The 13,366-nt window shown below is 26.0% G+C and carries 15 protein-coding genes; 14 read left to right on the top strand and 1 reads right to left on the bottom strand.

The window, feature by feature from the left end; all coding sequences use genetic code 11:
• Positions 1-7 precede the first annotated feature (7 nt).
• From CLOACE_RS00090 to spoVM, 10 genes are all read left to right on the top strand, one after another.
• A complete protein-coding gene (locus CLOACE_RS00090; protein WP_070109007.1) occupies positions 8-688 on the top strand; it encodes a zinc metallopeptidase in 681 nt (226 codons plus the stop codon).
• Positions 689-711: 23 nt separating this feature from the next.
• Positions 712-2,037 (top strand): 16S rRNA (cytosine(967)-C(5))-methyltransferase RsmB, encoded by a 1,326-nt coding sequence (rsmB, locus tag CLOACE_RS00095; protein ID WP_070109008.1) that lies wholly within the window; start codon positions 712-714, stop codon positions 2,035-2,037.
• A gap of 10 nt (positions 2,038-2,047) precedes the next feature.
• The gene (gene rlmN / locus CLOACE_RS00100) at positions 2,048-3,097 is read left to right on the top strand and encodes a dual-specificity RNA methyltransferase RlmN (RefSeq protein WP_070109009.1); all 1,050 of its coding nucleotides are present in this window, start codon (positions 2,048-2,050) and stop codon (positions 3,095-3,097) included.
• A 3-nt stretch (positions 3,098-3,100) separates the two neighbouring features.
• The gene (locus tag CLOACE_RS00105) at positions 3,101-3,838 is read left to right on the top strand and encodes a Stp1/IreP family PP2C-type Ser/Thr phosphatase (protein WP_070109010.1); all 738 of its coding nucleotides are present in this window, start codon (positions 3,101-3,103) and stop codon (positions 3,836-3,838) included.
• The gene (gene pknB / locus CLOACE_RS00110; protein WP_070109011.1) at positions 3,828-5,744 is read left to right on the top strand and encodes a Stk1 family PASTA domain-containing Ser/Thr kinase; all 1,917 of its coding nucleotides are present in this window, start codon (positions 3,828-3,830) and stop codon (positions 5,742-5,744) included. Before CLOACE_RS00105 ends, pknB begins: the two co-directional genes overlap by 11 nt.
• Positions 5,745-5,760: 16 nt before the next feature.
• Positions 5,761-6,630 carry a ribosome small subunit-dependent GTPase A gene (gene rsgA / locus CLOACE_RS00115; protein WP_070109012.1) on the top strand — a complete coding sequence of 290 codons (870 nt, stop codon included), beginning with the start codon at positions 5,761-5,763 and terminating at the stop codon, positions 6,628-6,630.
• Positions 6,627-7,280, top strand: coding sequence for a ribulose-phosphate 3-epimerase (gene rpe / locus CLOACE_RS00120; protein WP_070109013.1), 654 nt, complete (start codon positions 6,627-6,629; stop codon positions 7,278-7,280). The genes rsgA and rpe overlap by 4 nt, the downstream gene beginning before the upstream one ends.
• Positions 7,277-7,915 carry a thiamine diphosphokinase gene (locus CLOACE_RS00125; protein WP_070109014.1) on the top strand — a complete coding sequence of 213 codons (639 nt, stop codon included), beginning with the start codon at positions 7,277-7,279 and terminating at the stop codon, positions 7,913-7,915. The genes rpe and CLOACE_RS00125 overlap by 4 nt, the downstream gene beginning before the upstream one ends.
• Before the next feature lie 136 nt (positions 7,916-8,051).
• Entirely contained in the window at positions 8,052-8,207 is a 156-nt protein-coding gene (locus CLOACE_RS11685) for a hypothetical protein (RefSeq protein WP_175429413.1), read from the top strand.
• Positions 8,208-8,218: 11 nt separating this feature from the next.
• Positions 8,219-8,290: a stage V sporulation protein SpoVM gene (gene spoVM / locus CLOACE_RS12105; protein ID WP_101495353.1), complete on the top strand. Its 72-nt coding sequence runs from the start codon at positions 8,219-8,221 to the stop codon at positions 8,288-8,290.
• A 45-nt stretch (positions 8,291-8,335) separates the two neighbouring features.
• On the opposite strand, the gene rpmB is transcribed toward spoVM, so the two are convergent.
• Positions 8,336-8,527, bottom strand: a complete 192-nt coding sequence (rpmB, locus tag CLOACE_RS00135; protein ID WP_070109015.1) for a 50S ribosomal protein L28 — start codon at positions 8,525-8,527, stop codon at positions 8,336-8,338.
• A 187-nt stretch (positions 8,528-8,714) separates the two neighbouring features.
• On the opposite strand from rpmB, the gene CLOACE_RS00140 reads away from it, so the two are divergent.
• The 4 genes from CLOACE_RS00140 to CLOACE_RS00155 all read left to right on the top strand — a co-directional run bounded on the left by CLOACE_RS00140 (position 8,715) and on the right by CLOACE_RS00155 (position 13,156).
• Positions 8,715-9,065 carry an Asp23/Gls24 family envelope stress response protein gene (locus CLOACE_RS00140; protein ID WP_070109016.1) on the top strand — a complete coding sequence of 117 codons (351 nt, stop codon included), beginning with the start codon at positions 8,715-8,717 and terminating at the stop codon, positions 9,063-9,065.
• Positions 9,066-9,079: 14 nt separating this feature from the next.
• Positions 9,080-10,702 (top strand): DAK2 domain-containing protein, encoded by a 1,623-nt coding sequence (locus tag CLOACE_RS00145; protein ID WP_070109017.1) that lies wholly within the window; start codon positions 9,080-9,082, stop codon positions 10,700-10,702.
• Between the two features lie 60 nt (positions 10,703-10,762).
• A complete protein-coding gene (gene recG / locus CLOACE_RS00150) occupies positions 10,763-12,805 on the top strand; it encodes an ATP-dependent DNA helicase RecG (protein WP_070109018.1) in 2,043 nt (680 codons plus the stop codon).
• A 132-nt stretch (positions 12,806-12,937) separates the two neighbouring features.
• Positions 12,938-13,156 (top strand): alpha/beta-type small acid-soluble spore protein, encoded by a 219-nt coding sequence (locus tag CLOACE_RS00155; RefSeq protein WP_070109019.1) that lies wholly within the window; start codon positions 12,938-12,940, stop codon positions 13,154-13,156.
• The last annotated feature ends 210 nt before the right edge of the window (positions 13,157-13,366 follow it).

Genomic DNA, 13,366 nt, shown 5'->3' on the forward strand with positions numbered 1-13,366 from the left:
GTATATTATGTTTTGGGATCCTACATTTATAATACTAATACCAGCTTTAATTATAGCTTCATGGGCTCAATTAAAAGTATCTTCTACTTTTAATAAGTATTCTAATTATAATAGTGCAAATGGATATACTGGTGCTCAAGTAGCAAGAAATTTATTAGATAGTAGTGGATTATTTGATGTACCAGTAGAAATAGTGAGCGGGAAATTAACAGATCACTATGACCCTGTTAATAGAGTCATGAGACTTTCGCAAGAAGTGTTTTATGGTACTTCAGTAGCATCAATTGGTGTAGCAGCTCATGAAACAGGTCATGCAATACAACATAAAGAAAAATATTCTCCTTTAATAATAAGAAATTCAATTGTTCCTATAGTAAATTTTAGTTCTAATGCATCTTGGATATTATTTTTTTTAGGAATATTATTTGGAATAGGAAGTCTTGTAAATGTGGGAATATTACTTTTTACAGCAGTAGTACTTTTTCAATTAATAACATTGCCAGTAGAATTAGATGCTTCTAGTAGAGCACTTAAAATTTTATCTACAAAAGCTATACTTTATGATAATGAACTGAAAGGCGCTAAAGCAGTTTTACGAGCTGCTGCTATGACTTATGTGGCTGCTGCAATAACTGCAATATCACAATTATTAAGATTAATAATTATAAGTAGAGCTAGAAATGATTAAATTTAAAATAAAGAGGTATATTTATGGATAGTGCAAGAAAAATAGCTATAGATGTTTTGCAACAAGTTATATATGATGGAGCTTACTCTAATATAGAATTAAATAATAAACTTAAAAACTGTAAATTAAATGATAAAGATAAAGGTTTAGTTACAGAAATTGTTTATGGAACTTTAAAATACAAATATTCAATTGATAAAATTATTAGTTATTATATAAAGAAAACTGATAGTATAGATGGATATATACTGAATATTTTAAGAACTGCTATATATCAAATCAGGTATTTAAATAAAATACCTGATTTTGCAGCAGTAAATGAGTCTGTAGAATTAACAAAAATTAAAAATCCTAAATTAAGTAAACTTGTGAATGCTGTGCTTAGAAATTATTTAAGAAATAAAAAAATAACATACTGTAATTCTAAAGATATAGTAGAAAAACTTAGTTTTAAATATTCTTTTCATCCTTGGATGGTAAAAATGTTTAATAAACAATATGGAAAAGAAATTACAGAGAAAATTCTTAATGAATCAAATAAGACTCCGGCTGTAACGGTAAGAGTTAATGATTTAAAAACTAATTATGAAGAAGCATGGCATAGTCTTAGTAAATTTGGATACACAATAGAAGAGGGTAGTGTGTGTCCAGAAGCTATTAAAATAATAAAAGGAAAAAATATAGAGAGTAATCCATTATTCAAAGAGGGAATGATAACGGTACAAGATGAAAGTGCTATGTTAGTAGCACCTAGCTTAGATTTAGAGGAAAATTTTAATGTGTTAGATTTATGCAGTGCTCCTGGAGGAAAGTCCACTCATATTTCAGAAATTATGAATAATACTGGAAGAGTTTATGCCTACGATGTACACAAAAGTAAAATGAGATTTATTAAAGAAAATTCAGAAAGATTAGGTATTGACAATATAGTATGTAGTGTAATGGATGCTAGTATTTTAAATAAAGAATTAATTAATAGAGCAGATAGAATTCTAATAGATGTGCCTTGTTCTGGATTGGGAATAATTAGGAAAAAACCAGAAATTAAATGGAATAAAAATTCCCAAAATACAAATAAATTAATTGATATACAAAGAAAGATTATGACTAATGCAGCAAAATACACAAAATTAGGAGGAATATTAGTATATTCTACTTGCACATTAAATAAAAATGAAAATGAGAAGAATATAAAATGGTTTTTAGATAATTTTCCTCAGTTTAAATTAGTACCAGTTTATTATGGGAAGTTAGATAATATAATATATGATGAAAAGGGATTTGCTACAATAATACCTGGTAATAATATGGATGGTTTTTTTATAGCTAAGTTTATAAGAAATTGGTAGGTGTGAATTGATGGAGAATATTTTGGATTATAATATGGAAGAATTAAAAGATTGGATGACAAAAAATAAAGAAAATAGTTTTAGAGCCAAACAAATATTTGATTGGATATATAAATATACAGAAAAATTTGAAGACATGAAAAATATGCCTAAAACTACTATAAATAAATTAAATAAAGCATTTTATATAGGACTTCCTAGTATAATAAAAAAGTATGAATCTAAAAATAAAGATACTTACAAATTTTTATTTAAGCTAAAAGATGATAACTTAATAGAATCAGTAGTTATGAAATATAAACATGGAAATACCATTTGTGTTTCTACTCAAGTAGGTTGTAGAATGGGATGTAAATTTTGTGCTTCTACAATAGATGGTATGGTTAGAAATTTAACATCTGGAGAAATTTTAGGACAAATTATTAAAGCATCTGAGAGCATAGGTGAAAGAATATCTAATGTAGTAATGATGGGAAGTGGTGAACCATTAGATAATTATGATAATACGTTGAAATTTATACATACTATAAATGAAAAATATGGGCTTAATATAGGACAAAGACATATAACACTTTCTACTTGTGGAATAGTACCTAACATTATAAAATTGGCAGAAAATGAATTGCAAATAACATTGGCAATTTCTTTACATGCTCCAGATGATGAACTAAGAAGAAAAACTATGCCTATTGCTAATAAATATTCTATTAAAGAAATACTAGAAGCTTGTAAATATTATATAAATAAAACAAATAGAAGAATAACTTTTGAATATGCTTTAGTAAAAGGATTAAATGATAGCAAAATACATGCTGAAAAATTAAGTAATTTGTTAAAAAATATTTTATGCCATGTTAATTTAATACCAATTAATGAAGTGAAAGAAAATAAATTAAAGAAATCTACCACCGAAAGTATAAAGGAATTTAGCCATATTTTAATTAAAAATGGCATAGAAACTACTATAAGAAGAGAAATGGGCTCAGACATAAATGCTGCTTGTGGTCAACTTAGAAGAAGCTATATAAATTCCAATAACAATTTATTAAAAGGAGTGTAGAGTATGGTGGGGATACTATCAGATGTAGGAAATGTTAGATCTATAAATGAAGACTCAGTTGGATATTTTAAAGGTGATAATAAAAGTATATATGTAATTGCTGATGGCATGGGTGGTCATAATGCTGGAGAAGTTGCTAGTAAAATAGCAGTAGATACTACCATTAATTATATAAAAACTCAATATAAAGATGAAAGTGTAAAAGATATGAAATATATATTAATTAAAGGAATAGAGTGTGCTAATAAAAAGATATATGATTTAGCTCAGAGCAATAAAAGTTTAAAAGGAATGGGGACAACTATTACGGCTTGTTTAATAAAGGAATCCACTATGTTAGTAGCTAATGTAGGTGATAGCAGATGCTATGTAATTAAAGATAATAAAATAGTAAAAGTAACAAAAGATCACTCTTTAGTTCAGCAATTAGTAGATAATGGAAGTATATCGGAAGAAGAAGCAATATATCATCCTAATAAAAATGTAATAACTAGAGCACTAGGAACAAATAAAATTGTAGATATAGATGTATATAAAATTGATTTAAAAGACATAAAAAAAGTAATTTTATGTACAGATGGACTTACAAATGAAGTTACTACAAAAGAAATAGAAAACATTGTTACTAATAATGATAATGAAAAATCTTGTAGAGAACTAATAAAATTAAGTAAACTAAAAGGCGGAAGAGATAATATATCTGTTATTGTATTTGAAGGAGAGTGTAAAGATGATAGGTAGTTTATTAGGAGACAGATATGAGTTGTTGGAAAAAATAGGAGAAGGTGGCATGGCAGAAGTTTATAAAGCTAAATGCCATAAGTTAAATCGTTTTGTAGCAGTAAAAATATTAAAAAAAGAATTTTCGCAAGATGCAGAATTTGTTAAAAAATTTAAAAGAGAGGCTACTGCAGCAGCAAGTCTTTCAGATGATAATATAGTAGATATATACGATGTAGGTTCTCAGGGAGATATAAATTATATAGTATTAGAATATGTAAAAGGAAAGACTCTAAAAGAAATTATAGTACAAGAAGGTAGGCTTAGTTCTCAAAAAGCAGTAGAAATAGCTATGCAAATAGCTAAAGCTTTAGATTGTGCACATAAAAATAATATAATACATAGAGATATAAAGCCTCACAATATTCTTGTAAATGAATATGGAATAGTTAAGGTTACTGATTTTGGCATAGCTAAAGCTTCTAATTCTGTAACAATTACTAATTCTAGCAAAGTTATGGGTTCAGCTCATTATTTTTCACCAGAGCAAGCTAAAGGTAGTTATGTAGACTCTAAAACAGATATATATTCTTTAGGAGTAGTAATTTATGAAATGGTTACAGGAAAAGTTCCTTTTGATGGAGAAAGTCCAGTATCAATTGCATTAAAACACATACAAGAAATTCCTATTCCGCCTAAGAAATTAAATCAAAATATATCAGAAGACTTAAATAGTTTAATATTAAAAGCATTAGAAAAAGAGTCTATTAAAAGATATAAAAACGCTAAAGATATAATTGAAGATTTAAAAAAAATAAAGCATAATGAAAAATTAAATATAAATACAAATTATTTAGAAAATGATATGACTAGAATAATGGATCCTATTATAGTAGAAAACAAAAAAGATTTTTTAAATTCTCAAAATGATGATAATAATGATGATGACGATGATGATTTTGAAGATTTTGATTATGATGAATATGATAAAAAAGATAAAAACAAGACTTTAGGTAAAAGAAAAGGATTAAATAAGAAAAAATTAATAAGTGGAATAGTATCTGTTTTAATAATTGTAATAGGAGCTATTGCAGGATTTTTAGCAGTTAATAATACATCAGCTAAAGAAGTACAAATTCCTAAAATAGTAGGATTAAATCAAAGTGAAGCTAGAAAAAAAGTAGAAGAAAAAGGGTTAAAATTTGTAGTAATTGAAAATCAGAAGAGCGATAAACCAGAAGGAATAGTATTAAAGTGTTATCCTGAGGAAGGTACTAAAATAAAAAAGAATTCAGATGTAAGAGTAATAGTAAGTGGTGGAGATAAGGTTACTTTGCCTAATGTGGAAGGAATGAATTTAAAAGAGGCTAAGGATATTATTATTTCTAGTGGATTTAAAGTAGGAAATATAACTTATAATAATAGTGATTTTGTAGCTAGCAATCTTGTAATTTCACAATCACCTAAACCTATAAAAGACGTGGAAAAAGGGCTAAGTATAGATTTAGTTGTAAGTAGTGGTCCTAGAAAAAAAGATGTTGCAGTTCCAAATGTTCAAGGAAAATCTTTAGAAGAAGGAAAATCAGCTATTATAAATGCTGGTTTAAAAATAGGAAATATATCTTCAGTAGATACAAATAATAAAAGTTTAGATGGAAAAATTGAATCTCAAAGTATTGATGCTTCTACAACAGTTAAAGAAGGCAGTTCTGTAAATATAACATATTATAAGTATAAAGAACCTGTAAATATTCCTCCAAAGAATCCTATTGAAAAACCAAGTGATGATAATATAGGTAAGCCTTCTGAGGATGAAAGTAATATAAAAAATGATCCAGGCAGTGAAAATAATAATAAAAATAGTGGAGATAATAATAACACTAATGGAAGTAAGACTAACAAAAATGAAAAAACTTCTAAAAATTAAATAAAGGGGAAAGTATATGGAAGGTGTTATATTAAAAGGTATAGGTGGATTTTATTATGTAAAAGTTGAAGATAAAGTAATTGAATGTAAAGCAAGGGGTAAGTTTAGACACAATGAGCTTACCCCTATGGTAGGTGACAAAGTAGAAATAACTGTAAATAACGGAAAAGGAGTAATTGACAAAATACAATCTAGATTTAATAAATTAATTAGACCTGCAGTAGCAAATGTTACCCAAGCAGTAGTAGTATTTTCTGCTAAAAATCCGGAAATAAATTTAAACTTGTTAAATAAAATATTGGTTTCTTGTGAATTTAATAATTTAAAAATTATAGTATGTTTGAATAAAATGGACTTAGTAACTTCCGAAAGTGAAATAAGTGAAATAGCAGATATGATTAAAAGTGCAAAGTATGAATTAATATTTTTAAAAGCTAAAGATAATGAAGGAATAGATTTGATAAAAGATAAACTAAAGGATAATATAACTGTTTTTTGCGGTCCTTCAGGAGTAGGAAAGTCTACTATATTAAATAAGATAGTGGGAAAAGAATTAATGGAAACAGGAGGTATAAGTGAAAAAATATTAAGAGGAAAACATACTACTAGACATAGCGAGTTAATTGAAATAGATGAAGGATTTATAGTGGATACCCCAGGATTTTCTTCTTTAGACATACAATTTATAGATAAAAATGAATTTCAATTTTGCTTTCCTGAGTTTACAGACTATCTAAATTTATGTAAATTTAGAGGGTGCCTACACTATAAAGAACCAGTATGCTCTGTAAAAGAAGCAGTTAAGAAGAAAAAAATAAGTGAAATTAGATACAATTTTTATATAGACACATTAGAAAAGATTATGAACAGGAGGAGTATAAAATGATAAAATTAGCACCATCAATTTTATCCGCAGATTTTTCTAAATTAGGTAATGAAATTAAAGAATTAGAAAAGAATAATATAGAATTAATACACATAGATGTTATGGATGGTATGTTTGTTCCAAACATATCCTTTGGAACTCCTATAATGAAGTCAATTAAAACTTTAACTAAAATACCATTTGATGTTCATTTAATGATTGAAGATCCTTCAAGATACATAGAAGATTTTGCAAAAGCAGGAGCAGATATTATAACTGTACATTATGAAGCAGATAAACATATTGATAGAACTATAAATTATATTAAAAGTTTTGGAATTAAAGCATCAGTAGCTTTAAATCCAGGTACATCAGTAAATTTAATAAAGGATATAATTTCAGATTTAGATATGGTACTTATAATGTCTGTTAATCCTGGATTTGGAGGACAAAAATATATTTCTTATTGTTCTAAGAAGATAGAAGAAGTAAAAGATTTAGCAGATAAATTTAATCCTAATCTTATGATACAGGTAGATGGAGGAATAACAAAAGATAATATAAAAGAAGTTGTAAGTAAGGGTGCAAATGTTATAGTAGCTGGTTCAGCTGTATTTAAAAATAATCATATTGAAAGTAATATAAAACAATTAAGAGGTGCATTAGTATGAAAACAGTTATAGTAGCTGGTGGCAGTCCTCCTTCTTTTGATTTAATAAACAAAGAACTAGAAGATGCTACATATTTAGTTTGTGCTGATAGTGGTGCAAATTGTTTATATAATTATAATATAAAGCCACACTATTTAATAGGTGATTTTGATTCTATAGATAAAAATGTATTTGATTTTTATAAAAAAGAAAGTTGTATTATAGAAATGTATCCAAAAGACAAAGATGATACAGATACAGAGCTTTGTATTAAAAAGGCTATAGAGTTATTTTCAGATGAAATTGTTTTATTAGGTTGTACAGGATCTAGATTAGACCATATTTTAGGGAATATAGGATTATTATTAAGATGTCTTAATTTAAATATAAAGGCTAGTATAAGGGATAATAATAATATAATATTTATTTCAAATAAACCTTTAAGTGTAAAAGGCGAAAAAGGTGAGGATTTTTCTATTCAAGCTTATTGTAATGAGGTTAAAGGATTAACATTAAGAGGATGCAAGTATGAACTTACAAACTATAATTTAAAAATAGGTGATCCTTTAACTATATCTAATCAATTTTTAGATGACCTAGTGCATATAGATTTTAAAACAGGTATTATTTTAATAATGTTTAGTAAAGACAATTAATTGTGAAAAATTAAAATGAGCTAAATTTCAATATTTTATAAATGTTGAAATTTAGCTCATTTTAATAATTATTTAAGTAACAAAATCATATAAACTTCATATACTAATATTAGAGTAATTGTTGGGGGATAATAATATGTCTAAAAAAAGTAAAAAAGAAAAATTAGGAATAGCTGTTATTTGTATAGGAGTAGGAATAGTAGTATCTATTATTATCCCATGTTGGGGATGGATGTTAGCATTAGGTGGAGGATTAATATATTGTGGTTGGTACTTAATGGAGCATAGTTAAGGAGGTAGACAATGAAGATATTAGCAATAAAATTACCTAAATTTTTATCTAATATCCTAAAAATATTTAAGAAAAGTAAGTAAAAATAAAAAATGCAATTGTTTAAATTACAACTGCATTTTTTATCTTTATATAGCACGTTGAACCTTACCTGAACGAAGGCATCTTGTACAAACATGTATAGTTTTAGGTGTTCCAGAAACTATAGCTTTTACTCTTTTAATATTTGGAGCCCATTTTCTTTTTGATTGACGATGAGAATGGCTGTATTGTACACCAGATATAACGCCTTTTCCGCATATATCGCATTTTCTTGACATTTTGAAAACACCTCCTTAAAAATTGTGAAGAATAATTTCCCCAATTTTTTCAATTCAAACAAATATTATTGTATCATATAAAATATATTTTTTGCAAGTACAAATATGATACTATTAATATTATTTTCTTGAATAATTTTAACATTTAAGATAAAATACATATATAGTTTATAAAAGGAGGGGTATTATGGTAGGAAATATTACCAATGAATATGGATATATAAACTATTCAGAAGAAGTATTAGCTAATATAGTTGGAGTTTCAACTATGGAATGTTATGGAGTAGTTGGAATGGCTTCTAGAAATGCTACTGATGGATTTTGGGAGCTAATAAGAGGTGGAAGCTATAGTAAGGGAGTAAAAATTAGTTATAAAGAAGATAAGTTACACATTGATTTATATATAATAGTAGAATATGGTACTAAAATATCTGTTATAGCTAATAATATAATACAAAGAATACGCTATAATGTTGAAAATTATACAGGATTAAAAGTTTCAAGTATTACAGTGAATGTTCAAGGTGTCAGAGTTTAGGAGGTAATTATTCAATGGAGTGTTTAAATATTGATGGACAAATGTTATATAATATGCTTATAAATGCCAGTAATAAATTAGAAGAAAATAAGGATTATGTTAATTCCTTAAATGTTTTTCCAGTGCCAGATGGGGATACAGGAACTAATATGTCTATGACTTTTAAGGCTGCAGTATTAGAAATAAAAGACGTAAAAGATAAATCTATAGGAGAAGTGGCTAAAAGATTATCAAAAGGGGCTTTAATGGGTGCAAGAGGTAATTCAGGTGTTATATTATCTCAAATTTTTAGAGGAATAGCTAAAGCATTAGAAAATAAAAAAGAAGCAAACTCTATAGAATTTGCAGATAGTATAATGGAAGGGGCAAAATCTGCATATAAAGCAGTAATGAGACCTACTGAAGGTACAATACTTACTATAATTAAAGCAGCAGGAGAAGCAGCTGTTAAAAGTAATAAACAAAATATAGAAGAATTAATGGCGGAAATTTGCAGTTATAGTGAAACTGTTTTAAACAAAACTCCTGATATGCTTCCAGTTTTAAAAAAGGCTAAAGTTGTAGATGCAGGAGGAGCAGGGCTTTTAATTATTTTAAAAGGTATGTATGAAATATTAAAGGATGGAAAAGAATCTGTATCTATAAAAGAAGATACTTCTGATATAAAAGAAATAGAAACTAAGAATTTAGATATTGAAAATATAATGTATGGATATTGTACTGAATTTTTTATTCGCTCTTCTGAAGTTGATATAGATAAATTAAGAAATGATTTATCACATCATGGAGATTCCATGATAGTAGTAGGAGAAGAAGATATAGTTAAAGTACATATACATACTAATGATCCAGGATTAGTATTATCAAAAGCTATAAAATTAGGAGAATTATCTAAAATAAAAATTGACAATATGAGAGAACAACATAGGCATATAGTAGATGAAAATAATAGTGATTCTAAAAATAATTTAAAAGAAGAAAAAGAATATGGATTTATATCTGTTGCATTAGGTGAGGGAATAACTAATATATTTAAAGATCTTAATGTAGATTTTGTAATTCATGGCGGTCAAACAATGAATCCAAGTACTCAAGATATATTAGATGCTATAAATAAAATAAATGCAAAGAATATATTTATATTTCCAAATAACAAAAATATTATAATGGCTGCTAACCAAGCTAAGGAACTTACAGAGAAAAATATAGTGGTTTTACCTACTAAAACTATACCAGAAGGAATAACAGCAATAACAACTTTTAATAGCCAGTTAGAGTTAGATAAAAATGTAATTAATATGGAGAATGCTATAAAGAATGTTAAAACAGCTTATGTTACATATGCTGTAAGGGATACTGAAATAGACACTGGAGAAATAAAAGAAGGAGATATATTAGGTATATTAAATGGAGAAATAAAAGAAGTAGGTAATAATATATATGATATATGTGATAAGTTAATTGACAATATGATAACAGAAGAAAGTGAATTAATAACAGTATTTTATGGAGAAGATTGTAAAGAAGAGGAAGTAGAAAATTATTTAAATAAAATAGAAGAAAAGTATGATGAAATAGATGTGCAGTTTTATAATGGAAAACAACCTCTATATTACTTTATTATTTCTGTAGAATAAAAAAAGCCTTTAGAGGGCTTTTATTCTTTTATTATAACTTTTTTTAGCAGGAGTGATAAAATGGATATTTATAGTGATGTAAGCTCTATAAAAGGAGTTGGTCCTAAAAAAAAAGAGTTATTAGAAAAATGTTGTATATTCAATATTTTAGATTTACTTTTATATTTTCCTAGAGATTATGAAAATATATATTTATGTAAAGATTTAAGAAGCGGCAGTAATAATAAGGTAATTATAAAATGTAAAGTTTTAGAAATAAAAAGAGATTATAGGACTAGAAGTGGTAAAATACTATCTACTATAATATTTTCTAATGGAGAAAATATTATAAAAGGAAAATGGTTTAATCAACCTTACATAAAAAAAAGTTTTAAAATAAACAATAATTATACAGTTATTGGTAAAATTCAAGAATATAGGGGAGAAATAAATTTATTAAATGCTAAAGTAATAAATAATGCTTATAAGGTACAAGATAATAGTACAAAAATTGTACCTAAGTATCCATTAAAAGCAGGATTAAAAAATAATACAATAGTAAAATTAATACAGGAAATTTTAAGTAAAGTACATATAGAAGAAAATTTGCCTAAAGGATTAATTGATAAATATAAATTATGTTCTTTGGATAAAGCTATTAGAAATATACACAATCCATTAAATATGAAGGAATTAAGGGAAGCTAGAAAAAGGTTAAAATTTCAAGAATTATTTACATATTCTTTAAAGGTATTGATGCTTAAATATTATTTAAGAAAAAACATAAAAGGAATATCATTCCAAATATCCTCTGAGCTAAAAATTTTAAAAAATAAATTACCTTTTTTACTTACTAAATCTCAAAGTAAAGTTATTAGAGAAATATTAATAGATGAAAAAAAACCATTTCCTATGAACAGATTAGTTCAAGGTGATGTGGGAAGTGGAAAAACTATAGTAGCTATTATAACAATGTTTAATGTAGTAAAAAATGGATATCAAACAGTTTTAATGGCGCCTACAGAAATATTAGCCATACAACATTTTAATGAAATTAATAACATTTTAAAAGATTTTCATATAAAAGTAGAATTATTAAGTGGAAGTACAACAGATAAAAACAAAAAAATAATAAAGCAAAATTTAAGAGAAGGTAAAATAGACATAATAGTAGGAACTCATGCTTTAATAGAAGATGATGTAGAGTTTAAAAATTTAGGAATGGTAGTAACAGATGAGCAACACAGATTTGGAGTTTTGCAAAGAAATAAATTATTTAACAAAGGCAATAATGCAGATGTATTAGTAATGACAGCTACTCCAATTCCCAGAACATTAGCGTTATACTTATATGGCGATTTAGATGTTTCTATTATCGATGAGTTACCACCAGGAAGACAAAGTATAGAAACTAGCTATGTAAAATCTTCTGAAAAAGATAAAGTATATAGATTTGCTTTAAAACAAATAAATTTAGGAAGGCAAATATACATAGTATGTCCTTTGGTAGAAGATAAAGAAGATACAAATTTAGTTTCAGTAGAAAATTTATATAATAGTCTAAAAGAAAAGTATTTTAGTGAAATATCTATGGCTATTTTGCATGGTAAAATGAATGGAAAAGAAAAAAAAGAAGTAATGGATAAATTTAAAAATAATGAAATAAAAGTTTTGGTATCTACTACAGTAATAGAAGTTGGTGTAAATGTTCCTAACGCTTCTTTAATGATAATAGAAAATGCAGAAAGATTTGGATTAGCTCAACTTCATCAATTAAGAGGAAGAGTTGGAAGAGGAAAATATAAATCTTATTGCATATTAATAGCAAATATAAATACTGGCATTATAAAAAGAAGATTAGATATAATGAAAAATAGTAGTGATGGTTTTTATATTTCAGAAGAAGATTTTAAAATAAGAGGTAGTGGAGAAATATTTGGATATAAGCAACATGGAGATAAGGAATTTATATTATCTAATATAATTGAGGATATAGATTTATTTAAATTAGCTAGTTTTGAAGCTAAAAAACTTATTCATAGTAAAAAAGAAGATGATATAATTTTAAGAGAAAAAATTTTAAAAAATGTAGAAGAAACCTCAAAATTTATTTGCTTTAATTAAAATATATAATTAAAGTATTAAAATATATATTATTCATTATACTGCATGTTTATAAGACATATAATTGGGCAATATAATAGTACAAAATTAAATATAGAAAAATCAAAAAATATTTAATGGAGGTGCTTTATAATGAATAATAATATAGGTTCAAAAAATCAAAAAGCAGTTCCGGAAGCTATGCAAGCATTAGAACAATTTAAATATGAAGTTGCTAACGATATAGGAGTAAAAATCCCTGAAAATGGATATTGGGGTAATATGACTTCAAAAGAATGTGGTTCTGTTGGAGGACAAATGGTTAAAAGAATGGTAGAAATGGCAGAACAACAGCTTATAGATAGTCAATAATGAATAGAAAATATAAAAAAAAGGAGCATTTAGCTCCTTTTTTTAATGTAAATAATATAGTTGAATTATTAATACTTTTATTTAAATTAATTTCTTTATTTAATAATGTGTTAATTTTTTAAGTAAAAGTATTTATATAATATAAATGTTAAATCTATGAATTTTTATAAATAACTTTGTATATTATAAATATATGTGTTAAAATGTAAT

The organism is Clostridium acetireducens DSM 10703, from assembly GCF_001758365.1.
GTDB classification, from domain to species: domain Bacteria; phylum Bacillota; class Clostridia; order Clostridiales; family Clostridiaceae; genus Clostridium_C; species Clostridium_C acetireducens.

Coding starts and splice junctions, on each gene's coding strand:
- CLOACE_RS00090 (WP_070109007.1), top strand. CDS start 8: ATGTTTTGGGATCCTACATTTATAATACTAATACCAGCTTTAATTATA.
- CLOACE_RS00105 (WP_070109010.1), top strand. CDS start 3,101: ATGGTGGGGATACTATCAGATGTAGGAAATGTTAGATCTATAAATGAA.
- CLOACE_RS00140 (WP_070109016.1), top strand. CDS start 8,715: ATGGTAGGAAATATTACCAATGAATATGGATATATAAACTATTCAGAA.
- CLOACE_RS00125 (WP_070109014.1), top strand. CDS start 7,277: ATGAAAACAGTTATAGTAGCTGGTGGCAGTCCTCCTTCTTTTGATTTA.
- rpmB (WP_070109015.1), bottom strand. CDS start 8,527: ATGTCAAGAAAATGCGATATATGCGGAAAAGGCGTTATATCTGGTGTA.
- CLOACE_RS00155 (WP_070109019.1), top strand. CDS start 12,938: ATGAATAATAATATAGGTTCAAAAAATCAAAAAGCAGTTCCGGAAGCT.
- CLOACE_RS11685 (WP_175429413.1), top strand. CDS start 8,052: ATGTCTAAAAAAAGTAAAAAAGAAAAATTAGGAATAGCTGTTATTTGT.
- rpe (WP_070109013.1), top strand. CDS start 6,627: ATGATAAAATTAGCACCATCAATTTTATCCGCAGATTTTTCTAAATTA.
- CLOACE_RS00145 (WP_070109017.1), top strand. CDS start 9,080: ATGGAGTGTTTAAATATTGATGGACAAATGTTATATAATATGCTTATA.
- rsgA (WP_070109012.1), top strand. CDS start 5,761: ATGGAAGGTGTTATATTAAAAGGTATAGGTGGATTTTATTATGTAAAA.
- rlmN (WP_070109009.1), top strand. CDS start 2,048: ATGGAGAATATTTTGGATTATAATATGGAAGAATTAAAAGATTGGATG.
- pknB (WP_070109011.1), top strand. CDS start 3,828: ATGATAGGTAGTTTATTAGGAGACAGATATGAGTTGTTGGAAAAAATA.
- recG (WP_070109018.1), top strand. CDS start 10,763: ATGGATATTTATAGTGATGTAAGCTCTATAAAAGGAGTTGGTCCTAAA.
- rsmB (WP_070109008.1), top strand. CDS start 712: ATGGATAGTGCAAGAAAAATAGCTATAGATGTTTTGCAACAAGTTATA.